Annotated in this window: 19 protein-coding genes; 12 read left to right on the top strand and 7 right to left on the bottom strand. The window is 64.0% G+C overall.

The genetic code is table 11. From position 1 onward, the window contains the following. Positions 1-96: 96 nt before the first annotated feature. Together IGX34_RS08880 and IGX34_RS08875 are read right to left on the bottom strand one after the other, a co-directional pair. Complete coding sequence (locus IGX34_RS08880) at positions 97-2046, bottom strand: hypothetical protein (RefSeq protein WP_192555363.1); 1950 nt, start codon at positions 2044-2046, stop codon at positions 97-99. A 75-nt stretch (positions 2047-2121) separates the two neighbouring features. Continuing rightward, positions 2122-2991 carry a hypothetical protein gene (locus tag IGX34_RS08875; RefSeq protein ID WP_192555362.1) on the bottom strand — a complete coding sequence of 290 codons (870 nt, stop codon included), beginning with the start codon at positions 2989-2991 and terminating at the stop codon, positions 2122-2124. A 442-nt stretch (positions 2992-3433) separates the two neighbouring features. Between IGX34_RS08875 and fusA the strand changes: the two genes are divergently transcribed. Continuing rightward, positions 3434-5473 (top strand): elongation factor G, encoded by a 2040-nt coding sequence (fusA, locus tag IGX34_RS08870; RefSeq protein ID WP_192555361.1) that lies wholly within the window; start codon positions 3434-3436, stop codon positions 5471-5473. A gap of 152 nt (positions 5474-5625) precedes the next feature. Continuing rightward, positions 5626-6120, top strand: a complete 495-nt coding sequence (locus tag IGX34_RS08865; protein WP_192555360.1) for a GreA/GreB family elongation factor — start codon at positions 5626-5628, stop codon at positions 6118-6120. A gap of 227 nt (positions 6121-6347) precedes the next feature. On the opposite strand, the gene IGX34_RS08860 is transcribed toward IGX34_RS08865, so the two are convergent. Together IGX34_RS08860 and IGX34_RS08855 are read right to left on the bottom strand one after the other, a co-directional pair. Next, complete coding sequence (locus IGX34_RS08860) at positions 6348-6896, bottom strand: type 1 glutamine amidotransferase domain-containing protein (RefSeq protein WP_192555359.1); 549 nt, start codon at positions 6894-6896, stop codon at positions 6348-6350. Positions 6897-6977: 81 nt separating this feature from the next. Continuing rightward, the gene (locus IGX34_RS08855; RefSeq protein ID WP_192555358.1) at positions 6978-7445 is read right to left on the bottom strand and encodes an SET domain-containing protein; all 468 of its coding nucleotides are present in this window, start codon (positions 7443-7445) and stop codon (positions 6978-6980) included. Between the two features lie 258 nt (positions 7446-7703). Between IGX34_RS08855 and IGX34_RS08850 the strand changes: the two genes are divergently transcribed. The 7 genes from IGX34_RS08850 to IGX34_RS08820 all read left to right on the top strand — a co-directional run bounded on the left by IGX34_RS08850 (position 7704) and on the right by IGX34_RS08820 (position 15440). Then, the gene (locus IGX34_RS08850; protein WP_192555357.1) at positions 7704-8201 is read left to right on the top strand and encodes a hypothetical protein; all 498 of its coding nucleotides are present in this window, start codon (positions 7704-7706) and stop codon (positions 8199-8201) included. A 35-nt stretch (positions 8202-8236) separates the two neighbouring features. Beyond that, a complete protein-coding gene (locus IGX34_RS08845; protein WP_192555356.1) occupies positions 8237-10012 on the top strand; it encodes an acyl-CoA dehydrogenase C-terminal domain-containing protein in 1776 nt (591 codons plus the stop codon). A gap of 167 nt (positions 10013-10179) precedes the next feature. After that, positions 10180-12156 (top strand): CocE/NonD family hydrolase, encoded by a 1977-nt coding sequence (locus IGX34_RS08840; protein WP_192555355.1) that lies wholly within the window; start codon positions 10180-10182, stop codon positions 12154-12156. Positions 12157-12284: 128 nt separating this feature from the next. Beyond that, positions 12285-12758: a GNAT family N-acetyltransferase gene (locus tag IGX34_RS08835; RefSeq protein ID WP_192555354.1), complete on the top strand. Its 474-nt coding sequence runs from the start codon at positions 12285-12287 to the stop codon at positions 12756-12758. A 113-nt stretch (positions 12759-12871) separates the two neighbouring features. Continuing rightward, the gene (locus tag IGX34_RS08830; RefSeq protein ID WP_192555353.1) at positions 12872-14476 is read left to right on the top strand and encodes a flavin monoamine oxidase family protein; all 1605 of its coding nucleotides are present in this window, start codon (positions 12872-12874) and stop codon (positions 14474-14476) included. Beyond that, a complete protein-coding gene (locus IGX34_RS08825; protein WP_192555352.1) occupies positions 14473-14931 on the top strand; it encodes a c-type cytochrome in 459 nt (152 codons plus the stop codon). The genes IGX34_RS08830 and IGX34_RS08825 overlap by 4 nt, the downstream gene beginning before the upstream one ends. Then, positions 14928-15440 (top strand): RidA family protein, encoded by a 513-nt coding sequence (locus tag IGX34_RS08820; RefSeq protein ID WP_192555351.1) that lies wholly within the window; start codon positions 14928-14930, stop codon positions 15438-15440. The genes IGX34_RS08825 and IGX34_RS08820 overlap by 4 nt, the downstream gene beginning before the upstream one ends. Before the next feature lie 157 nt (positions 15441-15597). Here the strand turns inward: IGX34_RS08820 and IGX34_RS08815 are convergent, their stop codons facing one another. Next, positions 15598-16359, bottom strand: a complete 762-nt coding sequence (locus IGX34_RS08815; protein WP_192555350.1) for a SapC family protein — start codon at positions 16357-16359, stop codon at positions 15598-15600. Positions 16360-16614: 255 nt separating this feature from the next. Between IGX34_RS08815 and IGX34_RS08810 the strand changes: the two genes are divergently transcribed. From IGX34_RS08810 to IGX34_RS08800, 3 genes are all read left to right on the top strand, one after another. After that, positions 16615-17214, top strand: a complete 600-nt coding sequence (locus IGX34_RS08810; RefSeq protein WP_192555349.1) for an HNH endonuclease — start codon at positions 16615-16617, stop codon at positions 17212-17214. Positions 17215-17307: 93 nt separating this feature from the next. After that, entirely contained in the window at positions 17308-19074 is a 1767-nt protein-coding gene (gene dxs / locus IGX34_RS08805) for a 1-deoxy-D-xylulose-5-phosphate synthase (RefSeq protein WP_192555348.1), read from the top strand. Positions 19075-19184: 110 nt separating this feature from the next. Continuing rightward, a complete protein-coding gene (locus tag IGX34_RS08800; protein ID WP_192555347.1) occupies positions 19185-21785 on the top strand; it encodes an MMPL family transporter in 2601 nt (866 codons plus the stop codon). A 161-nt stretch (positions 21786-21946) separates the two neighbouring features. Here the strand turns inward: IGX34_RS08800 and IGX34_RS08795 are convergent, their stop codons facing one another. Together IGX34_RS08795 and IGX34_RS08790 are read right to left on the bottom strand one after the other, a co-directional pair. Further along, positions 21947-23557, bottom strand: a complete 1611-nt coding sequence (locus IGX34_RS08795; protein WP_192555346.1) for a family 43 glycosylhydrolase — start codon at positions 23555-23557, stop codon at positions 21947-21949. A 196-nt stretch (positions 23558-23753) separates the two neighbouring features. Next, the gene (locus IGX34_RS08790) at positions 23754-26042 is read right to left on the bottom strand and encodes a TonB-dependent receptor (RefSeq protein WP_192555345.1); all 2289 of its coding nucleotides are present in this window, start codon (positions 26040-26042) and stop codon (positions 23754-23756) included. Positions 26043-26172: the final 130 nt, after the last annotated feature.

Genomic DNA, 26172 nt, shown 5'->3' with positions numbered 1-26172 from the left:
GCGCCAGATCAGTGCAAGCGCGCCAATGGCATCCCACTGTTCCAGCAGCACCTGCAAACGCTACGGCAGCGTGCAGTTCGCCCACGGCATGACCCGTCAGTGAAACTGGTCGCTGGCCGGCACCCATGAGCCGGAACCCTGCGTGGGCAATTTCAACGGCTGCACTGGCGCCGTGGTCGGCGGGCAGTTCGGCGGCATCGGGCCGCCGCTGACGCGCGCGGCCGCACACTCGGCGCTGTTGTCCAGTTGCACCGGTTGCGATGCGGCCTGCGTCGCCGCCGCAGCCGGCGCCACTTTCGGCACCGAGGCATTGGCGGTGGGCAGGTTCAGGCGGTCGTACATTTTCTGCGGCAACGGCGCGGCCGGCGGATCCGCACCGCCGCAACCGAACAGCGAGACTGGCACCAGCGGCGTTACCGCACATTTGATGCGGATGCCCTTGGGCAGATTGAAGGTGTGGCTCACTGTGGTCTTTTCTGCCGCATGGCGCAGCGCCGTGTCGACCGAGCTTTCGCCCTTGGGTGTCCAGTACTGGTCGAAACGCGTCGGCTGGTATTTGGGCAGGTTGGTGTTGTGCGACATGATCTCCGTGTCGCCGCGCGGCTTGAGCTGGATATAGCTGCCGTTCGGCGTGCCATAGGTGCCGCTGCCCTGCGCATTGGCGGTGTTGCCCGCGCCGGTGGTCGACGTGGGTTGCGTGCCTTGTGTGCCGTTGCTCTCGGACGGTTGGCTGATGCCGTTGGGCTGCCCGGGATTGCCCGTTTCGCTGCCTTGCGGCGTCGCATTCGGCGCCGTGCTGGCGCTGGCGTTGCCTTCATTCGCCGCGGCGCTGGAGGTAGCCGGATTGCTCGCCGAAGAAGACGCGCTTTGCGCGGCTTGCTCGTTGGAGCTTGCTTCGGCCGGCTGGGCCTGCGAAGTCGCCGGCGTGGCGGCCGCTGCCGTACTCAGCTGCGGCTGTACCGAGATCGCAGGCACGGCGAGCTTGGGGGCCTCCACGCTCAAGGTAGGCGCGGAAGCGGTGAGGTTGGGCGTAGGTGCGACGGTGGGCGTAACCGGCACCGGCGCCAGCTGTGCTTCCTGTTGCTGCACCGGCACGGCCGGCGTCACCACTTGCGGTGCAATGCGCGGCAAGCTCGGCGTTTCCAGCGGCGCGACCGACGACTGCAGATTGACGGTGGGCGCAGCCTGCGCCGGCAACGGCACCGGCTGCACGGCCGGCGCTGGCGGTGCGGCCGCCTCGGGCGCGGGCGCCACGGCCGCCACTTGCGGCATCGGCACCGGCGCCAGCGAAGGCTTCTCCACCGCGATCTGCGGCGGCGTGGCGGTCAACGCGGATTGCGCCGGCTGCGTCGGCAAGGCCAGTGACGGCAACGGCGGCATCGGCTGGGTGCCTTCCAACTGCGCCTTGCGCGGGGGCTCGGGCTGGAACTGCGGCGGCACCGGCTGGACCGCCTGCACTGCCTGCAGCGACAGTGCCGGCGGCGGCAGGCCGACGGGCTTGGCCTGCACGACCGTCGCTGCCGACGGCTTGGGCAAAGTGATCGGCGGCAATGGCGCGGCGGCCGGTTTCGGCTTTTCCGCGACCGTCACTTTCTTTTCGCTGACTACCGGCTGCTGCTTGGGTGCCGGCACCGGCGGTTGCTGGACGGCGGCGACCGGTGCGGCCGTGGAGATCTCGTGCGTGGCGTGCACCACTTGCGCGGTGTTGCCGCGGTGCGTCGGCCCATGCTCTTTCGGCGGAACACCGCGCACGGGCGGCGGCTGCGGCGGCAGCGGCTTGTTGTTGATCAGGCGCACCAGCATCGTGTTGCCTTTCGGCTCCGGCGGCGGCTGGTACTCATACGGCGAACCTAGCATCGAGCCGAGCAGAAACAGGATGTGCACCATCACCGCGCCGAGCACGGCGATCACCTTGAGCAGGCGTTCGCGCGGTCGCTGGCGGTTGCGTTGCCGATAGACCATCGCCCAAGTGGCCGCGTCGCGAGGCGACTTGATCAACACGGTGGACTTGGGGCGGACGGGTTGATCGGGGGGCGGCGGCGACATGCGCGCAGTGTAATGGCCGCGGCGGCATTTCTTGCGCGGCCGTTCGCCCCGGCCGTCGCTGCCGCGGCGGATGGGCTAATGCGCCGGGGGCATCGGCGCACTTGTTGCGCGTGCCGGCGTATCCACCGGACAACCTTGCGGCAAGGGCCGGCCGGCCTTGTACAGGGCGATGCAGGTGGCCGCGTCCGGCTTTGCCGGCGCGTTGCCGCCGAGCGACGCGGCCGGCGCCATGTTCATGCGCTCATCGCCGTCGTTGGACGGCGGTGGCGGCGGCGGTTCGCCGCCGCAGCCACCGGCCAGCGCCGCCAGCGAAATGCCGCAGTGAATGCGGATGCCTCGCGGCAGCTGGATGGTCTTCTGCACCGTGGTTTTCTCGACCAGCTTCTGCAAGGCGTCGTCCACCGCAGTGCCGCCTTTGCGCCAATACGGATCGAGCTTGGTCGGCTTGTACTTGACCGGATTCTGGTCGTGCATGATCTGCGTATCGCCCTGCGGGCCGCGCTGCACGTAATCGGGGGCGGCCGCAGGCGCGGGCGGCGCACTCGCCGGATTCGCCGGCAGGATGATGCGCCCGGTGCGATCGAACAGCACCGGTGCCGGTTGCGGCGGGGCCTGCGTGGTCGCCGCGGGCGCCGGTGCGGTGCCGGCTATATGCACGGTAAGCGCGTTTTTGGCGGGTGCCTCGTGCGACGGTTTCGGCGGCGCCGGCAATGCGGGCACCACCGGCGGCGGTACCTGCGCAGGCGCCGCGATGTGCGTGATGAAACGTACCTGGATCGCGCTTTCCGCCTGCACCGCCACCACTTGCCGCAAGGGTCCGCGCGGCTTCATCCCGTACCACATCACCAGCAGGAAAAAGACGTGCAGCAGCGCCGCGATGCTCAACGCCAGCCACAGGCGGCGGCGATCGCGCGGCGTCTTGCGCCAGCGCATCTGATGCAGCATGGCGCGGGTGGGGCCGTCGAACGGATGCAGTCCGCGGTCCTTGCCGGATGCCGACGAAGACCAACGGTGATGTTCGACCTGGTCAGGACGTTCGATAAGCCTTCCTCTGGATGTCGCCAGCCGCTGCAGGGGGCCGGCGGAACTGGGGCGCCGTGGGCAGCGCCAAGATCTCACACAGACCTTTCATCCGCCCTGCGGTTCCATGCCTGCGCTCACATCGCGTTAACGCTTGCGCGCGCTGCGTCTTCGCACTGCAGCTTGACCGCCGCGGGCAATGGGAGAACGCTACCCCGGCGGCCGCAGACCCATGTCTCCCGCCGCCTTCCCGCCATGACCGCCCCTGCGTCCCGCACGCGAAGGACGACCATGACGGCCCGCCAAATGCGCGGCCTCATGCGGTGTGGACGCACGATCCCGCGCCTCTTCAGAGGAGGGTCGCATCGTGTCCTATAACACGGAAAACATCCGCAACATCGCACTCGCCGGCCACGCCGGCGCCGGCAAGACCACCTTGTTCGAGGCCTTGCTGCATGCCGGCGGCGTGATCCAGACGCTGGGCTCGATAGAGCGTGGCACCACCCAGTCCGATAGCGACGCGCAAGAGAAAGCGCGCGGTCATTCGATCGACAGCTGCATCGCCGGCATCGACCGTGGCGATTGCCATATCAACCTGCTCGACACCGCCGGCTATTCGGATTTCCGCGGCGGCACGCTTTCCGCTTTCACCGCAGTCGAAACGGTGGCCATCGTGGTCAATGCGGCGAACGGCATCGAACACGGCACGCGACGCATGATGGAGCGCGCACGCGAACGCGGGCTGGCGCGCCTGCTGGTGGTGAACAAGATCGACACCGATGGCGTGGAACTGGGCGCCCTGGTCGATGCGCTGCGCGAGGAGTTCGGCGCCGAATGCCTGCCGATCAACCTGCCCGCCGAACATGGCGGCCGTGTGCTCGATTGCTTCTTCCATCGCGACGGCGCCACCGATTTTTCGTCGCTGGCCGAGGCGCATCAGCAGATTCTCGACCAGGTGGTGGAAATCAACGAAACCACCATGGGCGATTACCTGGACAAGGGCGAAGAAGCCCTCACGCCGCAGCAATTGCACGACGCGTTCGAGCAATGCCTGCGCGAAGGGCATCTGGTGCCGATCTGCTTCGTCAGCGCGCGCACTGGCGCGGGCGTGAGTGAATTGTTCGATGTATTCGAACGCCTGCTGCCCAATCCCGCCGAGGCCAATCCGCCGCCGTTCCGCAATAGCGACAATGTGCAGATTGCGGTGGATCCCAATCCCGCCTCGCACGTGGTCGCCGACGTCTTCAAGGTGATCAACGATCCCTTCGTCGGCAAGCTCAGCGTGTTCCGCGTATGGCAGGGCACGATCCGCCGCGACAGCCAGTTGTTTATCGACGACAGCCGCAAGGCATTCAAGGTCGGCCACTTGTTCCGCCTCAACGGCAAAAGCCACGTGGAAATCGACCAGGCAGTGCCCGGCGACATCGCCGCGGTGGCCAAGGTGGAAGACATCCATTTCGATGCAGTGCTGCACGATTCGCACGACGAAGACCGCATCCATCTGGAACCCGTGCATTTCCCGCAGCCAATGTTCGGCCTGGCGCTGCAGCCTAAACACAAGGGGCAGGAGCAGAAGCTGTCGCAGGCGCTGTCGCGGCTGACGGAAGAAGATCCCTGCTTCCGCATGGAGCATCACAAAGAGCTCAACGAAACGGTGGTGCGCGGCTTATCCGATCTGCACCTGAAGATTGTGCTGGAACGCATGAAGGACCGTTATGGCGTGGAAGTGGTGACGCATCCGCCACGCATCGCTTATCGCGAAACCATTGCCGGCTCGGCCGAAGGCCATCATCGCCACAAGAAACAGACCGGCGGCGCCGGGCAGTTCGGCGAAGTGTTCCTGCGCGTGGATCCGCTCGAACGCGGCGCCGGCTTTGAATTCGTGGATGCCGTGAAAGGCGGCGTGATTCCGGGCCAGTTCCTGCCCGCGATCGAGAAAGGCGTGCGCCAGGCAATGGAAAGCGGCGCGGTCGCCGGTTATCCGCTGCAGGATTTGCGCGTGACTGTCTTCGACGGCAAATACCATCCGGTCGATTCCAAGGAAGTGGCCTTTGTCAGCGCAGGCAAGAAGGCGTTTCTGGATGCGATCGCCAAGGCGCATCCGATCGTGCTGGAACCGATCGTGGATGTGGAAGTATCGATTCCCGAGGACAACGTGGGCGATGTCACCGGCGGTCTGGCCGGCAAGCGCGCACGCATCATGGGCACCGATGCCAAGCGCGGCGGCGAACTGGTGATCAAGGCGCAAGCGCCGCTGGCCGAGCTCACCGATTATCCGACCGAGCTCAAAGCCATGACCGGTGGGCAAGGTCGCTACAGTCTGGATCTGAGCCACTACGAGCCGGTGCCGCCGCCGGTGCAGCGCCAGCTCAGTGAAGCGTGGAAGCCGAAGATGGACGAAGACTGACGCCTTTACGTTTTTGAACCGCAAGGCCGGGCGTCGATTGAGTCGCCCGGCCACAGCCCCATGTCAGGTAAGACCGGCTGGATCCTCCTGGCGCGAGCCAGCAAGAATTCGATCACAGCTTCCATACATCACTTTTACACGCGGAGGGCCGCATGAATCGCGCCTTCGTCAAAGACGATGACGGCAACGCACAGGATGCCTTGCCCGAACTACCCGTAAGCGAACATCCCAACTACGTTACGCCGCGTGGCATCCACCAGTTGCGCGAGCGCGTCGCCGTAACGCAGATGCGCCTGGATGCGCTGAAAGCCAGCGACGATCCGGCACTCGACGAGCAGCGCGAGCGCAGCGCACTGGAACGTGAATTGCGCTGGCTGAATGCGCGGGTGGCCGGCGCCATCGAAACCGATCCGGCCAAGCAGCCGCACGACCGGGTGGCTTTCGGCGCCATTGTCACCGTGGAGAGTGCCGAAGGCGCGCAGCGCTGGCAGATTGTCGGCGAGGACGAAGCCGATGCCGAGCATGGCCTGGTGAGCTACGTATCGCCGCTGGCGCAGGCGCTGCTCGGCGCACGGGTCGGCGATGAAGTGCGCTGGGCGCGGCCGGCGGGTGACATCACGATCGAGGTGTTGCGTATCGATTATTAGTTGGTTGGAACGGAGGCTTCCAATCAGCGCCCGGGCCGGCTCTTCCTCCTCTCCCCTGCGGGGAGAGGATCGAGGTGAGGGGGACACACTCGCGATGAGCTAGATCAAAGCGATGCACTGAATACACCTCTGTGCGAGGTTGACCCCTCACCCCAACCCTCTCCCCAGCGGGGAGAGGGAGCGCAACTCGACACTGTTGTTCGTCTCTGCGCCGGGGAGAGAGAAACTCAGGCGGCGAGCATCTCGATAAATGCCTTGCTGAAGGCTTGAATATCGTCCGGCTTGCGGCTGGTGATCAGGTTGCCATCGCACACTACTTCGCGGTCTTCCCAATGCGCGCCGGCATTTTCCAGATCCTTGCGCAGCGTCGGCCACGAGGTCATGGTGCGCCCTTTTACTTGCCCGGCATTGATCAGCGTCCAGGGACCATGGCAGATGGCGGCAATCGGCTTGTTGGCGTCGCCGAATGCGCGCACCAGCGAAATCGCCGCGGCCTTGCCGCGCAGGGAATCGGGATTCATCACGCCGCCTGGCAACAGCAGCGCCTGGTAATCCTCGGCATCGACTTTTTCCAGCGCGCGATCGACCTTCACGGCATCAGTCCAGTTGCCGTCTTTCCAGCCTTTGATCTGCTTGGCGTCGCCCGGTGCGATGACTTCCACCGTGGCACCCGCTTCTTCCAGGATGCGCTTGGGCTCGGTGAGCTCGGCGTACTCGAAGCCGTCGGTGGCGAGGGCTGCGATTTTCTTGCCGGCGAGTGAGGCTTTGCTGTTCATGCGCTTACTCCTGGTGACAAGGTCAGCAGTCTGCATACGCCGCCATGGAGGCAGCGTATGCCGGATGTAAGTGGAACGTGATCAGCGCTTGGGCTTGAGCAGCGTGCCCGTGCACTTGGGCGAGCCGCACAGGCACTTCCACAGCTTCTTCAGGCGCGCGGTGTGCGCCACTTCCAGCACGATGCCGTAATCGTAGGTGAGTTCTTCGCCGGGCTTGATATTGCGCTTGGCCTGGATGATCACGCGGTCCTTGTGCGGCTTGCCGTCGGCGTTTTCCTCGACGAAGGCTTCGCAGTTGGGGTCGCAGCTGTGGTTGATCCAGCGCGCGATATTGCCCTTGCGGTTCGCGTCGATGATGTAGTCGTCATTGAGCGTGAACAGGAAGGTGTGACCGGTTTCGCCGCCGTCGCCGTACATGTCGTCGGCTTCGTCGTGGGTCATCAGCGTGCCCTTGTACTCGATGACTTCTTCGCCTTTCTTGAGCGGAGCGACGGCGAATACGCCATTGCCATGGATGGGAGAGCGACGGGCAACAATGCGACGTGACATGGGCAACCGGTAAATAAGGGGATGCAACCGCTAATGATGCCTGCTCTGCATGACATTGGGAACGGCGGCGTCCGGGCGGAGGTCCGATGGCGATGGCCGGGCGGCCGGCGCGCGTTCCTGCGCGGCTCCACGGGGAGCTCCCCGCGCTGCCCGCCATTTTGTATAACCGTCGAAGTTTCAAACGTTTTGCGTGCTGCGCAGCGCCGTTCCACGCGCCCTTTTCCCTGCTATATTCAAACAATCGTTTGAGGTGATTTCATGAAACGACTGCTCCACGGATTGGCCCTAGTCCTGCTGATCGGCGGCCTCGCCGCCTGCGGCCCGCAGCGCCAGAGCGTGTTCCCGCCCACCATCACCATCCAGCAGATGCATGTGATGCCGGACGGCACCTGGGAGCTCACCCTGCGCCTGCAGAACAACAGCTACACCGGCATGCAGTACCAGTCGATCGAAGGCGACCTGCAGGTTGCCCAGGGCATCCCGGTGCGCCTGCATGACAAGTTCGAGCTGGACGTGCCCTCTTTCGCCGGCGACGTGCTGCAGGTGACGGTGCTGCCGACCGCGCCGATGAGCCAGGCACTGCAGGCCGTGGCCGCCAAGGGCAGCGCCGGTTCGCTCGCCTACACCGTCCGCGGCATCGTGCATTGCCAGCCCAATCTCGACGATCACCCGGACAACAAGAATCCGCGTGATTTCCCGTTCAAGCACGACGATTTCCTGTCACCGGTACCCGGCATCGCCAACACCTACCGCTGACGCTTCCCGCATTCGCCACCCGAAGGATTTATGCCATGACGCTCTACAAGGCTCCCCTCGACGACCAGCGCTTCGCACTGTTTGACGTGCTCGGCGCGGAAGCCACCCTCACCAAGCTGCAAGGCGGCGAGGGCCATACCCGCGACCTCCTCGACGCGGTGCTGGAAGAAGCCGGCAAGTTGAGCGAACAGGTGCTGGCGCCCACCAATGCCCCCGGCGACGAAGAAGGCTGCCACTTCGACAAGGCCACGCGCAGCGTCACTACGCCCAAGGGCTTCAAGGAAGCCTTCCGCCAGTTCTCCGACGGCGGCTGGGCCGGTCTCACCATGGCGGAGGAATTCGGCGGCCAGGCGCTGCCGTCGGTGATGGGCATCGCCACCTCCGAGATGTTCCAGTCGGGCAACCTGTCGTGGAGCCTGTATCCGCTGCTCTCCGAAGGCGCCTGCCATGCGCTGGAGCTGCACGGCACCGACGAGCAGAAGCACACCTATCTGAAGCCGATCGTGTCCGGCCAGTGGACCGGCACCATGTGCCTGACCGAACCGCAGGCCGGCTCCGACCTGGGCCTGTTGAAGACGCGCGCCGAACCGGGCGCCAACGGCAGCTACAAGATCAGCGGCACCAAGATCTTCATCAGCGCCGGCGATCATGATCTGGCCGAAAACATCATCCATCTGGTGCTGGCCCGCCTGCCCGACGCACCGGCCGGCAGCCGCGGCATCTCGATGTTCATCGTGCCCAAGTTCAAGCTGAAAGCCGACGGCAGCGTGGGTGAGCGCAACAATGCCTATCCGGGTGCGATCGAGCACAAGATGGGCATTCGCGGCTCGGCCACCTGCGTGATGAATTTCGACGAAGCGGAAGGCTATTTGATCGGCCAGCCGCACAAGGGCCTGGCAGCGATGTTCACCATGATGAATGCCGCGCGCCTGTCGGTGGGTTTGCAGGGTCTGGCGCTGGCCGAACGCGCGCTGCAGAACAGTCTCAACTATGCGCGCGAGCGTTTGCAGTCGCGTGCACTGTCCGGTCCGAAATTCCCCGACAAGCCCGCCGACAACTTGCTGGTGCAGCCGGACGTGCGCCGCATGCTGCTGACCCAGCGCGCCTTCGTGGAAGGTTCGCGCGCGCTGATCATGTACGCGGCGCTGCAGACCGATATCGAAGCACGCGGCGCAGATGAAGCCTCGCGCCAGCAGGCCAGCGAACTGCTCGCCTTCCTGATTCCGATCGCCAAGGGCGTGGTGACCGAACTGGCGCAGGAATGCACCAAGGAAGCGCTGCAGATCTACGGCGGCCACGGCTTTATCGTGGAAAACGGCGTGGAGCAGTTCGTACGCGATGCACGCATCATCACGCTGTACGAAGGCACCACCGGCATCCAGGCCGCCGATCTGCTCGGCCGCAAGATCCTCCAGCTCAAGGGTGTGGGCCTGCAGCACTTCCTGGCCGAGGTGGGCGCCTTCTGCAAGGCGCATGCGGCCGACGAGGCACTGCGTCCGTATATCGCCACGCTGGGCGCGCTGGCCAGGGAATGGGGCGAGCTGACCTTGAAGCTGGCGCAGCGCATCCAGGGCAATCCGGAAGAACTCGGCGCCGCCGCGAATGACTACCTCTACTACAGCGGCTACATCACGCTTGCCTATTTCTGGGCGCGCGCCGTGGCTGCGGTGGAAAAGAGCGCGCAGCAGGCCGACTTCAAGCAGGCCAAGCGCGATACCGCGGCATTCTATTTCGCCCGCATCCTGCCGCGTACGCACATGCACAAGGCAGCGATCGAGGCGGGTGTGGATACCTTGCCGACGATTGCCTGATCCTCGTTCTTTCTGTGCCTGAAGAAAAAGCCCGGCTGGTCCGGGCTTTTTTTATGCATGCCGTCACAAGCGCTCTCGCAACACAGGTCGCTGAGGCATGGTTCGACCCTACCCGCGCGCGCGAATTAAACGCTAGGCTAGCCGGGCATACCCAAAGGGGAGTCACCATGAAGTCGAGTCGTGCCGCGATCGCTTTACGCAGGCTCACGCCTGCCATGTTTGCCCTGCTGCTCAGCCTGAGCGGTGCCGTGACGGCGATGGATGCGCCAGACACTTCGCAATACCCCAACTACCCCAGCGAAACGCCGGCCCAGTTCACGCCGGTCACCGGCAGCTACGACTACGTCGAGCGCGACGTGATGATCCCGATGCGCGACGGCGTCAAGCTCAATACGGTGATCCTGATTCCCAAGGGCACCACGCATGCCGGCATCGTGATGACGCGCACGCCGTACGACGCGAAGGAACTGACCCACCACGTGCTGAGCGGCCATCTCGGCCCGATGCTGGAAGGCTACGACAACGCCACCGACGTGATCGTGGAAGACCATTACATCCGCGTCATCCAGGACATCCGCGGCAAATACGGTTCGGAAGGCGATTACGTGATGAACCGGCCGGTGCATGGCCCGCTCAATCCCACGCCGGTGGACGACGCTACCGATACCTACGACACCATCGACTGGCTGGTGAAGAACGTTCCCGAATCGAACGGCAAGGTCGGCACCATCGGCATTTCCTATGACGGCTTCGAGCCGCTGATGTCGCTGGTGAATCCGCATCCGGCGCTGAAAGTGGCGGTGCCGATGAACCCGATGGTGGACGGCTGGATGGGTGACGACTGGTTCCATCACGGCGCCTTCCGCCAGCAGAACATGGCCTACATCTACGAGCAGAGCGCCAGCCGCGACAATTTCTACAAGTGGTGGACCAGCTATCACGACGACTACGACCTGTTCATGCAGGCCGGCTCGGCCGGCGAACTGGGTCGCCAGTACGGCATGGAACAGCTCGGCTTCTGGAACAAGCTGGTGGCGCATCCGGCCTACGACTCGTTCTGGAGCGAGCAGGCGGTGGACAAGGTGCTCGCCGCGCAGCCGCTGAAAGTGCCGACCATGCTGGTGCACAGCCTGTGGGACCAGGAAGACATCTACGGCGCGCTCGCGGTGTATCGCGCGATCAAGCCCAAGGACACCGGCGGCAACATGGTGAAGCTGGTGATGGGCCCCTGGCATCACGGCCAGGAAATCGAGGATGCCAGCGCGCTCGGCGCGATCCGTTTCGGCAGCGACACCGGCAAGTATTTCCGCGAGCACATCCTGCGGCCGTATCTGGCGCAGTACCTGAAGGATGGCGCGCCCAAGGCCGACATCGCCCCGGTAACCGCGTACCAGACCGGCACCAATCAATGGCAGCGGCTCAGCCACTGGCCGCTGGCCTGCGAGGACGGCTGCAAGACAAAGAGCCGCGCGCTCTATCTGCAGCCTGATAACAAGCTGGGCTTCAGCGCACCGGCAACGGGCGCAGGCTACGACGAATACATTTCCGATCCGGCGCATCCGGTATCGTTCCGCGCACGCCCGAGCCAGCCGATCGGCTACGACAACGGCCTCACCTGGTCGCAGTGGCTGGTGGACGACCAGCGCGAAGCATCCGGCCGCACCGACGTGGTCACCTATGTCTCCGACGTGCTGACCCAGCCGCTGACCATTGCCGGCGCACCGATGGTGCACCTGGTGGCCTCCACCAGCGGCACCGACAGCGACTGGGTGGTGAAGCTGATCGACGTGTATCCGGACCAGGTCAGCGAGCAGCCGGAAATGGGTGGCTATCAGCTCGCCGTGGCGATGGATATTTTCCGCGGCCGCTATCGCGAAGGCTTCGACACGCCCAAGCCGCTGGCCGCCAACCAGCCGCTCGCGTACCGCTTCGAACTGCCCAACGCCAATCATGTATTCCTGCCGGGCCACCGCGTGATGGTGCAGGTGCAGTCCAGCTGGTTCCCGCTCTACGACCGCAATCCGCAGACTTTCGTGCCGAATATCTTCTGGGCCAAGCCGGGCGATTATCAGAAGGCCACGCAGCGCATTTACCACGCGGCGGACGAGGCCAGCTATATCGCACTGCCGGTCATCGGCGACTGATCGCCGGCATGCCCCGCCCGTTCCGGCGGGCGGGGCATGCGCCATGACGGCCAAGGGACTTCCAACCGCGCCCTGCTTGGGTGTAGAACCGGGCTTACCCGTTTCCGTTCTTGCCGACCGGCCGACGCATGAGTGACAACGCTTTTCATATCCGTCTTGCCGAGGATGACGACGATTTCATCCTCGGCCTGGTTCCCCGCTTCGTGGATTTCAGCCTGCCCGCCTGGCGCAAGCGGCACGAATGCATCGAGGGCATCCGCAAGGACCTCGGCCGCCACCTGGATGAGCAGCCGTCCAACAGCTACGTGTTCGTGGCCGAAAACGGCGAGGGCGAGCGGGTGGGCTTTATCCATCTGCAGAAAACCCAGGATTACTTCACCGGCCGCGCCAACTGCCATATCTCCGATCTGGCGGTGGCGCCGCGCCACGAAGGCCAAGGCGTGGGCAAGGCGCTGATGGAGCACGCCGAAGCCTGGGCGCGCGAGCATCAGTGCCAATTGGTGACACTGGCGGTATTCCCCGGCAATGCGCGTGCGCTGGCGCTGTATGAAGCGGCGGGCTACAGCGTGGACCTGCTGCGGCTAGCCAAACCCACCCACTGACTGCGCGCAGCGTCTGCACGCGGCGGAGCGCCAGCCTCAGGCATGTCTTATGTCACTGTCGCCCGGTCGCCGGATGCGATGTGCTGCACGCTTGGTTTGTGAGGGGCTGAGTGATGCAAGGGGAAAGTTCGGGATCATCCATGACGCGCCGCGATCTGCTGCGCATGATCGGCGTGAGTGCGGGCGGTGCGGCGATGTACCAGGCGATGAGCAGCCTGGGCTTTGCCGCCGAATCGCCGTACCGCGGCACGCCGCAGTTGCAAGGGGCGCCACGCGGCACCTCGGTGTTGATACTGGGAGCGGGACTGGCCGGCATGGTGGCGGCCTATGAATTGCGCCAGGCCGGCTACAAGGTGCAATTGCTGGAATACAACGGCCGTCCCGGCGGCCGCAACTGGACGCTGCGCGGCGGCGACACCTACACCGAACTGGGCGGCTATACCCAGCATTGCCAGTTCGACCGCGGCCTGTATATCAATCCGGGTCCGTGGCGCATTCCCTATCACCATCGCGGTCTGCTCGATTACTGCAAGAAACTCAAAGTACCGCTCGAGCCCTTCGTGCAGGTCAATCACAACGCCTACCTGCACAGTGCCAACGCCTTCGGCGGCAAGCCGCAGCGCTATCGCAGCATCAATGCCGACTACCGCGGCCATATCGCCGAGCTGCTGGCGAAAGTGGCGCAACAGGGCAAGCTCGATGCGCAGATCAGCAAAGATGACCAGGCGCAGCTGCTGGATTCGCTGCGCGGCTGGGGCGCACTCGATAAAAACTACGCCTACGCTGCCGGGCCCGGTGTGAGCAACCGGCGCGGCTTCGACAAGCCGCCAGGCGGCGGCCTGTCCGCCAGGCCTACCGATTCGCAGCCGCTGCAACTGCACGACGTGCTCGATTCGAAGCTGTGGCGCAACCTTACCGAGGGCGAGATCTTCGAGTTCCAGACCACCCTGTTCCAGCCGGTCGGCGGCATGGGGCGGATCGGCGAAGCATTCGGCCGCGAACTGCATGGACTGATTCGCTACCAGCGCAAGGTCACCGGCATCCAGCAGGATGCGCACGGCGTCAGCGTGACGCATGTGGATGCGCAGCATCCCGGTGCAGCGCAGACCAGCCGCGCCGACTGGTGCATCTGCACGATTCCGCTGTCCATCCTCAGCCAGATTCCGATCAACGTGAGCACGCCGATGGCCGAGGCGATCGGCGCCGTGCCGTATGCGGCAACCGTGAAAGTGGGGCTGCAATTCAAGCGCCGCTTCTGGGAAGAAGATGAGGACATCTATGGCGGCGTCACCGCCACCGATCTGCCGATCAACACCATCAGCTACCCCAGCAACGATTTCCACAGCCGCAAGGGCGTGCTGCTGGGCGCCTATGTGTGGGGCCTCAATGCTTACGAGTTCACCGCCATGACGCCGGCCGAACGGATTCGCAAAGCGGTTGAATACGGTAGCCAGATCCATCCGCAATACCGGGCGGAATTCGAGAACGGCATGGCCGTGGCCTGGCATCGCTCGCCCTTCACCATGGGCTGCTTCGCATCGTGGTCGGACGAACTGCGCGCCAAGCACTACGACAACCTGTGCCAGATCGACGGTCGCATTGCGCTGGCCGGCGAGCATGCTTCCTATTTGCCGGCCTGGCAGGAAGGCGCCGTGACCTCGGCGCTGGACCTGGTGACGCGCCTGCATCAGCGCATCCTGGCCGGAGGTGCGGCATGAGCCGTCCGCTCTCCTATGCGTGCGCAATGACCGTGTTGCTCGCGTGCAGCGGTACGGTGAACGCGCAGTCCATGGACGACGCGCTGTATACGCGCAGCAGCATCAAGAACGCCCATGGCGAAGGCATCTTCCAGCACATCTGCCAGGGCTGCCATATGCCCGATGCCAAAGGCGCCACCGGTGCCGGCAGGTATCCCGCGCTCACCGGCAATCCCAAGCTGGCCTCCGCGCAATATATGGCGGCGGTGATTCTGTTCGGGCGGCACGACATGCCCTCGTTCGAAATGAAGCCTGCCACGCAAGGCAGTTTCTTCGAAGACACCAAGCTGAGCGACGAGCAGATTGCCGAGGTGATCAACTACGTGCGTTCGCATTTCGGCAATCACTACACCGACAGCATCACGGCGGCGCAGGTCGCTGCCATGCACCCGCAAGATCAGCCATCCAAACCATGATCAGGAGACCCGCCGTGCACAAGGCCATCCACGCCGCAGCGCTCGCCACGCTGCTGGTCTCCTTTGCCAGCAGCGCCCAGGACGTGGTGCGCTATCCGATACCCAACAGCCATTTTCCGATTTCCGCCGCAGTGGAAGTGCCGGCGGGCAAGGCCACCATTTATCTCAGCGGCAACGTACCGCCAGTGGCGGATGCCAAGGCGCCGAAAGACAGCCTGGCCGCCTATGGCAACACCGAGACGCAGACCATCGGCGCACTTACCCATATCCAGCAGCAGTTGCAGGCCATGCACCTGGACATGGGCGACATCGTGAAGATGAATGTGTTTCTGGTGGGCGATGCGGAGCACGGCGGCCAGATGGATTTCGCCGGCTTCATGGCCGGCTACACCAAGTTCTTCGGCACCAAGGAGCAGCCCAAGCTGCCGGCGCGTTCGGCGGTGCAGGTGGCGGCGCTGGCCAATCCAGGCTTCCGCGTGGAAATCGAAGTAACCGCAGTGCGCCCCTAAACACCGCCCACCGCCGTAGGTTGGGTTAGCGCAGCGTAACCCAACAAATCTCCATCGAAGCCACACGACATTGTTGGGTTACGCTGCGCCAACCCAACCTACGCGCACAAAAAAAGCCGCCCGGTGGGCGGCTTTTTCGCGATCGCTGCAAGAGCAATCAGTTCTTGGTCTGGTTCGACGCTTCCACTTCCTCGCGCAGAGCTAGGCGCTGGCCCACACGATCGACGTTCTGCAGCGACAGCAGATGGGCATAGATCCAGCCCATGGTGCCGTCCATCAGGAAACGGTGTGCGGTTTCCGCATCGATCTTGCGCAGCTTTTCCTCGTTGATCACGAACAGACCGTTGAGGTTGAGCACGTTGCCGTTGCGCTCCAGGCGGATATTGCGGCCTTCGAGCAGGTCGTACTTGCGCAGGTCGTCCATGAACTGGCGGGTGCGCGCCACGTGCTGCTGGAATTCGCCGAGGAAATTCACGGCGTTCTTCAGCACGTCGCTTTCGCTGCCGTCGTCCTGGAACAGGCGCTCGCCTTCGCTGTTGTTGAAACCTTCGTAGGCTTCATCGAGGAACACGGTGAAATCGTCGCCTTCCGCGCCCGGCGGCTTCTCGGCCAGCACGAACGGATAACGGCGCACGAACGCCGGGATGTAGACGTTCTGTGCCCACTGGCCGTTGTCGTCCAGGAACAGGTTTTCGTTCTGGCGCAGACCCAGCAACGCCATCGGACCGGCGCTGGCCATGTCGGGGCCGGCGAACAGGATCGGGATGTCGCGGGCGGTGACGGGGAATTCGGCGCAGGTCAGCGGCACGGAATGCACGCCGTGTGCGAACCTCAGGTTCTGCAATCCCTTGATGCGCAGATCCTTGTGCGCGGTGCGATTGAGCGGTACCGGCCGCTCGTAGAAAAGTACTTCAGCCACGTTGCTTACCTCTGCCCCGCCGTGCCGGGGCCGCCACCCAGGCTTCCCCTCCCAAACCCGGCGTCGGGTCTACAGATGAACAGTCACTATATCAGCGCCGGGAGCCCGGGGCGAATCATCACAAGTCCTGGTTTTTGGGACAATATCCGCGGGCCTTTGCATGCGTTTTGCAATCAATTTGTTCTATGCTGCGGAAAATCCGAGCACCGTTGCATGGATGGGCGCTCTTTCGCTACTGGGTGAAGGACGAAACGCATGCTGATGGAAGTGCCAAAGCAGGCCGACCTGAACGCGACCCGCGTGCTGTCGCTGGACGCGGCCGGCCGGATTCTCGACTGGATCAGCTGGCAGGACGCAGTTTGCCTGTACGTCCGCGAGGCCGTGGCCTGGACCCTGGGCGACCCTTGCCTGACCGTGCACGGCGGCCATAACCGCAGCCTGGGCAGGCAGAGCCAGATCCAGCTCCATCCCATCGTGGCCAGCACCGGACACTGCCGCGACCACGCGATCGACCCCGCCCCAGCCCTTACCAACAGCGCCCTTTTCGGGCGCGATCGTTATCTGTGCATGTACTGCGGCGAGCGCTTCAGCCGCGGCGAGCTGACCCGCGACCACGTGCTGCCGATTTCCAAGCACGGCCGCGACGATTGGGAAAACGTGGTCTGCGCCTGCCTGGCCTGCAACCTCAAGAAGGCCAACCGCACCCCGCAGGAGGCCAATATGCCCCTGCTGGCGGTGCCCTACCGGCCGAGCTGGGTGGAGCACCTGATCCTGTCCAACCGCAATATCCTGGCCGACCAGATGGAATTCCTGGTCAGTCACCTGCCCCGCCACCGACGCGAAGCCCTGGCCTGAGCCGCACCGCCAAACTGAGTGCCATTTGACCGGGTGCCCTGGCGGCGCCCGGTTTTGCTTGCCCCTCCCTAACGCAGGATTAACAATACGCGGATGATCGACCTGTCCCGCTACCCGCAGCTGTCCGCGATCCAGGCGCCGGCAGATCTTCGCCGCCTCTCCGACGAGCAGTTGGCCGCGGTGGCCGGCGAATTGCGCAGCTACCTGATCGAGGCCGTCGCAAGTTCCGGCGGTCATTTCGGGGCGGGGCTGGGGGTGGTCGAGCTGACGGTGGCGCTGCATGCCGTGTTCGACACCCCGCACGACCGACTGGTCTGGGACGTGGGCCACCAGTGCTACCCGCACAAAATCCTGACCGGCCGCCGCGACCTGATCACCACCATCAAGCGGAAGGGTGGCCTGGCGCCGTTCCCGCGTCGCGCGGAAAGCGACTACGACACCTTCGGCGTCGGTCACTCCTCCACCTCGATTTCCGCCGCCCTGGGCATGGCCATCGCGCTCAGGCGCAAGGGCGATCCGCGCAAGCTGGTCACCGTGGTCGGCGATGGCGCGATGACTGCCGGCATGGCGTTCGAGGCGCTCAATCATGCGGCCGACGTCAACGCGGACATGCTGGTGGTGTTCAACGACAACGGCATGTCGATCAGCGAGAACGTAGGTGGCCTGACCAAATCGCACCTGCCTGGCACGCTGTTCGAAGAAATGGGGTTTCACTACAACGGCCCGGTGGACGGCCACGATGTGGCGCAGCTGCTGCATGCGCTGCGCGCGGTGAAGCACCTGCCCGGCCCGCAGCTGCTGCATGTGATCACGACCAAGGGCAAGGGCTATGCGCCGGCAGAGCAGGCGCAGATCGAATATCACGCGGTGGGGCCGTTCGATCCGCTCGCCGGCGTGGTGAAAAAATCCGGTCCGTCGCGGCCTACTTATTCGGATGTCTTCGGCGACTGGCTGTGCGATATGGCCGCCGCAGACGACCGCCTGCTCGCCATCACGCCGGCCATGCGCGAGGGCTCGGGCCTGGTGCGTTTTTCACGCGAATATCCGCAACGCTATTTCGACGTGGCGATTGCCGAACAGCACGCCGTGACCCTGGCGGCCGGCATGGCGTGCGAAGGCGCCAAGCCGGTGGTGGCGATCTACTCCAGCTTTTTGCAGCGCGCCTACGACCAGACCATCCACGACGTGGCGCTGCAGAATCTGGACGTAACTTTCGCCATCGACCGTGCCGGCGTGGTCGGCCCCGACGGCGCCACGCATGCGGGCAGCTTCGATCTGAGCTTTCTGCGCTGCGTGCCCAACCTGCTGGTGATGGCGCCGGCCGACGAGAACGAATGCCGCGCCATGCTCAGCACCGGCTTCGGCTACCCCGGCCCGGCGGCAATCCGCTATCCGCGCGGCAACGGCCCGGGCGTGGCGATCAGCAGCAGCCTGGATACCTTGCCGATCGGCAAGGCCGAACTGCGCCGCCGCGGCCACGGGCTGGCGATTCTCAGTTTTGGCGCGATGCTGGCGCCGGCCACGGAAATCGCCGACGAGCTTGGCGCCACCCTGGTCAATATGCGTTTTGTGAAGCCGCTGGATGAAACCTTGCTGTTGGAGCTGGCGAAAGAGCATGGCGGCTTCGTCACCCTGGAGGACAACGCGGTGGCGGGCGGTGCGGGCTCGGGCGTGGCCGAATGTCTGGCGGCACATGGTGTAACCTTGCCGATCCTGCATCTGGGCCTGCCCGATACCTATCTGGAGCACGGCACCCGCGAGGAAGTGCTGAGCGAGGCCGGGCTCGATCTGCCCGGGATCCGCAAGGCGATTCTGGCGCGTTTTCCCAAGCTCGGTTCGTGTAACCAGGCAAGTGCTTGAGGGGCTGCGATAAGCGGCCCGCTGATTGACGCAGCTCTCCGCGGAGAACTGCCCGGTGCGCACGGCGCATCTTGGTTTTTCATTCACCCATTAAAGGAAGCGTTAGGCCCGTGACTGAGCTTATCGTCCGTCTGGTTCAATTTTGCCGGCGTTTTGCCGTGTACGTGGTGCTGTTCTATGTGCTGGCGGCAACCGCCAGCATCTGGCTGGCCGCGCATCGGCTGAGCGTGGACACCAACACGGACAACCTGTTCGCCAAGACGCTGCCCTGGCGCCAGCATGCGATGGCCTTCGATCGCGAATTCCCGCAGTTCAACAATCTGCTGGTCGCGGTGGTGCGCGGCGCCACGCCGGAAGAATCGGACGAAACCGCCGCCGCGCTGGCCAAGGCGATGGCTGCGGACAAAAAGCACTTTATCGATGTGAGCCGTCCGGATGCCGATCCGTTCTTCCGCACCGAAGGGTTATTGCTGCTCGGTTCGGACGATCTGACCAAGCTGCTCAATTCGCTGATGAACGCACAGCCTTTGCTGGGACCGCTGGCTACCGATCCGTCGGCGCGCGGCCTGTTGAACGGCGTGTCCTTGATGGCGGCTGGCGTACGCATCCAGCACGCCGATCTGTCGCCATACAAGCCCGCGCTCGATCAGTTGCGCAAGGTGCTCGATGACGCCGCCGACGGCCATCCCACGCCGCTGTCGTGGCAGGGCCTGCTGGGCTCCGACGTCACCCAGCAGCCGGACAATGTGCGCATGGTGCTGACCCATCCGGTGCTGGAAGAAAACTCGCTCGAGCCCGGCCGCGCCGCCACCAAGGCGATGGAAGCGATCCGCGACAACCTGCCCGATGTGAAAGCCGGCCGCGTGCGCATCGACTACACCGGGCCGGTGCCGCTGGCCGACGTGCAATTCGGCGCGCTGACCAAAGGCATCGTGTGGAGCACCGTCGGCAGCCTGCTGCTGCTCGCGCTGTGGCTGTATCTGGCGATGCATTCGTTCCGCCGCATCATTCCGATTCTGATCACCCTGCTGATCGGCTTTGCGCTGACCATCGGCTTCGCCGCCGCGGCGATCGGCACCTTGAACGTGATCTCGGTGGCGTTCGCTGTGCTGTTCGTGGGCCTGGCGGTGGATTTCGGCATCCAGTTCGCCGTGCGCATGCGCGAGATGCGCATGCTGCATGCCGACATCAATACCGCCATCGCCGAATGCGCACGCGTGTCCGGCAGCCAGATCGCGGTGGCCGCCGCCGCCACTGCTTGCGGCTTTCTGGCCTTTTCGCCGACCAGCTTCGTCGGTGTGGCCGAACTGGGCACGATTGCCGGCGTGGGCATGGGCATCGCCTTGGTATGCACGCTGAGCTTGCTGCCTGCGCTATTCAGCCTGTTCAAGCCGCAGCGCCAGACCAAGGAGCTGTCGCTGCCGTTCGGTCCGAAGATGGACGGGTTCCTGCATCATCGCTACAAGCGTGTACTGATCGTATTCCTGGTGCTCGGACTGGTCGGCCTGTATGCGGCAATCCGCATGCCGTTCGACGCCAATCCGCTCAACACCCAGGACCAGACTTCCGAGCCGATGCGCACGCTGCGCAGCCTGGCCGACAATCCGATCACCAACCCGTTCAACATCAACATCATGGTGCCGGACCTGCAGACGGCGCGCACGCTCAGCGACAAGCTGTCCAAGCTGCCGGAAGTCTCCAGCGTGATTTCCGCCGCCACCTTCGTGCCGCCCGACCAGGATGCGTCGCTGGAGCAGCTCAACCAGGCGCAGGTGCTGATGCTGCCCTCGCTGGATGTAGAGCCCTCGGCGCCACCGATCACGCCCGCCGCGCTGCGTTCGGCGATCGAGGACGCGCACGAGGCGATCGTCGACGCCAATGCGGAAATGCCGGCCGATTCGCCGTTGCGCGGCATCGACGCCGCACTGCAAAAGCTGGCCAAGGTGCCCGACGATCGCCTGATGGGCATGAACGACGCGGTCAGCCGCTTCCTGCCCGCACAGCTGCAAAGCCTGCGCGATGCCCTGGATGCCAAGGGCGTGACGCTGGCGACGCTGCCCGAATCGATCAAGCGCGACTGGGTCAGCTCGTCCGGGCAAGTGCGCATCCAGGTCTCGCCCACCGTCAACGACCAGGACACCAAGGGTCTGCATCGCTTCGTGGACGCCGTGCAGCGAATCGCTCCGGATGCCGGCGGCCCCGCCGTAACCACCGTCGCTTCGGCCGACACCATGATGCACGCCTTCGAGCAGGCCGCCGTGCTGGCGATTATCGCGATCGCGATCGTGCTGCTGCTGGTGATCCGCCGCCTGAAGGACACCGGCATCGTGCTGCTGACGCTGGGCATGTCCGCGTTGCTGACCGCCCTGCTCGCCCGCATGCTGGGCATGGCGGTGAATTACGCCAACATCATTTCGCTGCCGCTGTTGTTGGGTGTAGGCGTGTCGTTCAACGTGTACTTCGTGATGAACTGGCGTGCCGGCATGCGCCGCTTTATCAGCTCGGCCTCGGCGCGCGCGGTGTTGTTCTCGGCCCTTACCACCGGCACCGCCTTCGGTTCGCTGGCGCTGTCGCATGACCTGGGCATGGCGAGCATGGGACGCATGCTGCTGGTGAGCCTGGTGGCGGTGCTGCTGGCGACGTTCGTGTTCCTGCCGGCGCTGCTGTATGCGATCAAGCCACCGGCGCAAGTGAGCGGCACCGGTCATTGAGCAGGCTGGTTAACCCGGCGCCCGCGATCTTCACCGTCGTCATTCCCGCGAAAGCGGGAATCCATGTCGATTCCTGCGCAAGAGCAACAACAGATCCCTCGCCCCCAAGCCCGCGCACTCGCTTTCTCGGGCACGGGGTCTCTGGTGATTTGCCTTAAGGGTTATGCTGCCTCGATCGCCCGATAGCGAAAATCCCGCACCACGACACTGCCTTCGCCGGCGCTGTAAATACCGATATTCAGGCTCACAAAACCACCGAACACGTTGTGGTGGATGCCCGACACCTCCATGCGCAGGTCGTTGAGCACCCAGGTTTTGCCGCCGTCGTGCGAGTAGTGCCAGGTGATGACGTTATGATCGTTGGTCAGCCGGATCCGCACACTGGAACTGGCCATCGGCTTGCGCGCCCAGGTCTGTTCCTGCGCGTATTCGAAGGTTTTCATTTCGCTCGGCGTAAAACCGATGCCGACGTAGGCGACCGGGTTGTAGTAAAGCAATAACCCGCCCTCGGTGTGGCCGATCAACTCCAGGCTGACTTCCGCGACATAGGCGCGATCGCCGACCAGGCAGGTCACGGGCGAACTGTCGCCCGGCGAGCGCCCTGTCGCAGCAATACGCATGCTGTTCGCTTCATAGCTGATGCACTGCATGGCATCCGGCGCGGTGTCCTGCACACACCACTGCACGCCCAGGCGGTTGTGTGCGAAGTCGTCGGACAAGGGCCGCCCGGACGGGCTCGCACGACCACCGGCAGGTTTCGCCAACGGCGCGGAAAGATCGCCACCGGTCGCGCGGAACCAGCCGTCATCGGTCCACACCATCGGCTCCAGCAAAGTCTGCCGGCCGAGTGTGCGAAAGCCGTTTTCGTAGCCGTGATAAACCATCCACCAGTCGCCCGCCGGTCCTTCTACCAGCGAGGCATGCCCGCGCGACCACCATGGCTCCTCGGCACTGATCGTGCGCACCAGCGGATTGTGCGGACAGTGTTGCCACGGGCCATGGATGGAGCGCGACCGCGCTGCAATCACCATATGGCCGGTCGGCGGACCCGCGGTGCCGCCGATGGCCGTAATCAGATAAAACCATTCGCCACGCCGCAGCAGCTTCGGGCCTTCCGGTGCGAAATCTTCCACCACCCAATCCTGCGGATAGCGCCACGGCTGGTACGCCAGCTGCAATGTGCCGGCGGCGGAAAGCCCATCGTCGCTGAGGCGGATATAGCGAATGCCGTTGACGAACAGATAGCGCTTGCCGTCTTCGCCCACGACATGACCCGGATCGATGCAATCGCCGATCTTCAAATCGATCGGATCGCTCCATGGCCCTTCGATGTGATCGGCCCAGATCACATAGATGGACCAGCCCGTGCCCGGATTGGCCGGCATATAAATGAAATATCGTCCGTCGTGCTTGCACAGATCCACTGCCCACACGCTGCCCAGCGGCTTGTTCAACGCCGGCGCCAGCGGCGCCCAGTTCACCAAGTCGGTGGAGTGCCAGATGATCAACGCAGGAAATGCATCGAACGGCGAGAACGTCGTGTAGTAATCGCTGCCATCCTTGAGGATGGTGGGATCCGGATGATCGCCCGGCACGATCGGATTTACGTAGCGACCGTCACCCAGATCGGCCTTGCGCTGGCCTTCGATACCGCGGCCCCAGCGGACGGAGCGCGTGCATTCGGCCGCGGCCGTCGCGCCTAGCGAAAAGGGTGCGGCAGCGGCACCGGCCAAGATCAACTTGAAAGCATTGCGACGCGATTGACTGGTCATGCGCATGGCCCCGATAGCTGCCACGCATTGTGCAACGCGCCTGCATTACGAAAATCGCCGCAGTCGCTTACTATTTTTTGCGCAATCAAACCGCGTAGGTTGGGTTAGCGCAGCGTAACCCAACGATCTGTCTTCGTAGCAACATCGTTGGGTTACCCCAGGTCAAATCCGGCGTAACCCAACCCAAGCAAAGCGACTAGAACGGCACATTGAACGACACCCCCACCGTACGCGGCGTCGACATCTGCACCAGCATCGGGCCGCCGACCGTAGCCAGAAAGTTCACCGCCTCATCGTTCAAGGTGCCGATCGGAACCTGCCGGTTCAGCACGTTGCGCACATAGAAATCGATGTTCGCACCGTTGCGCAGGTTCACGCCGGTATTGAGGTCGAGGAACATGAAGCCCGGCAGATAGAAGTTCGGATCGCTGTCGTCACCGCTAAAGCCCGCATTGCGATGGCTCGATGCGCGTGCATTGACACCGACATAAGCGTCCATCCCGGCCAGGATGAACTTGTACTTGCCGCTCAGCGTGCCGGCCCACCTGGCCGAATACGGCAACGGCGCGCCGGGCTGGATGCCCAGCTGCGGGCTGCCGCTCTTGGCATAGGCATCGGTATAGGCCGACGAAGCCCCCAGCTGCCACGGACCGTTCGAATAATTGGCCTGCATCTCCACGCCTTCCACGCGTGCATCGCCGGCGTTCTGGATGATGGTGTTGCCCAGGGTGTAGGTGTACAGCTGCATGTGGTGCCATTCGATATCGTAGCCGTCGATGCCTACATTCAAATGGCCGTCCAACTGGCGACTCTTGTAGCCGAGCTCGTAACTTTGCAGGTCGTCGGAACCGAAGCTGTCCTTGGCATTCGGATTGGGACCAAGCAAGGTGCTTTCGATCGGCGCCTGCAGGCCGCCCGGGCGATAGCCGGTGGAGGCGCGCATGTAGTAGCTGCCTTTGTCGTTGGGGCGCCAGCTCAGCGTGATCATCTTGGTGATGTCGTCGCTGAGCAGGTGCTCGCGGAATCCACCGGGACTGCCCGCCACCGGGCCTTGCTCGAAATTGGACAAGTGCTGCGAGTTGCCGCTGGCGCGCGCACCAACGGTCAGATCCAACGTCGGATTCACATGCCAGGTGAGATCGCCGTAGCCGGCATACTCGGAGAAACCGGCGTTGACGTTCTGCTGGATCAGGCTGGTCTGGCCGGGCTGCGATTTGTTGTCGCCCTCCAGCACATATTGCTCCCACACATTCTCGCGGTTGAACCAGAAGCCGCCCAGCCAATCGAAGTTGGGATTTTTGCGCGAGGTCAGGCGCATTTCCTGCGAAGCCTTGTGCACGGTGTATTGCGAGTCGACATACAGCGAACTCAGCGGCTGATCCACGCCAAGCGCCGGGCCAAGCGCGTTCAACAAGGTCAGGAAGGAATCCGGATAATCCTGCACGCTGTGATTGACGAAGTTCTGGTAAGAGCTGATCCAGTCCAGCGTACCGGCATCGAAATCGTAGCCGGCGTGAAAGGAATACAGTTCCAGCGTCTGCGTAAACGGTTCGCGGTGATTGAGCCGGCGCGTATAGATGCCGCCGGAGATCGGCTGGCCTTGCAGGTTGTAATCGGCCATCGACAAGCCATCGGCGGCAATCTGCTGCGCCATCGCGGTGACATTGAAGCTGAGCTTGTCGGTGGGATCCACTTCCAGCTGCACGCGTGCACCCTTGGTATGCGTGCGATCGTCGCCACCGGCCGGGGTTTCGCCCACGGCGCGGTAGACGCCGGTGATGTGCTGATCCACTACCGCCACACGCAGGGCGGCCTTGTCCTTCACCAGCGGGATATTCAGCGAGGCATGTTCGGTGTAGCTCATGCCGCCACGATTGGTATTGGAAATATCGCCGCCGACATTGCCGGAAAAACCGCTGGTATCCGGCTTCACCGTCACGTATTTCACCAGGCCGCCCATCGAGCCGGCACCGTACAGCGTGCCCTGCGGGCCATACAGAAATTCGATGTGATCCAGATCCAGCAGCGCCGGATCGAACACGAAGGTGGCGGCGGCCGCATACACCGTGCTGCCGCCCACCGGCACGTCGTCGATATACACCGACACGGTCGGGCTGGTCTGGTTGCCGGTCGACACGCCGCGCATGATCAATTCGCCCTGCCCCGTGCCGCCGGAGCTGGCGAAGAACACGCCGGGCTGGTACGACACGTAGTCGTTGAGGTTCTTGGCGCCGAGCTGCTGCAGCGAGGTCGCCGATACTGTGGCGACATGCATGGGCACTTCGCGCTCCGGCTCACGGCGGCGATTGGCCGTCACCATCACTTCACTCAAGGTAACGGCGGATTTGTTCGCCGTTGAAACTTGCGCCGGCGATGGCGGCGGATTACTGGAAGACGCCGGCGCAGGTGTCGTCTGCGCCATCACCGCCGGTATCGCGGCAGGAAACACCAGCGGCACCAGCAGCAGGCGAATCAGCCGTGGCAAGCGGCGTTGCACGGGTCTACGACGGGCAACAGCACGACGACAAGGATTCATGGCAGTAGATCCGGGGCAGACTTTTGTTTTGTAGTGCCCGGACGCGCCGATGTAACCCGGGCTCCCTCGTTGTGCCTGC

Origin of the sequence: Dyella acidiphila, from assembly GCF_014863405.1 — a bacterium.
Classification (GTDB): Bacteria; Pseudomonadota; Gammaproteobacteria; order Xanthomonadales; family Rhodanobacteraceae; genus Dyella_B; species Dyella_B acidiphila.
The sequence above is the reverse complement of the archived record's forward strand: the minus strand, read 5'-3'. Positions and strand labels throughout refer to the sequence as shown.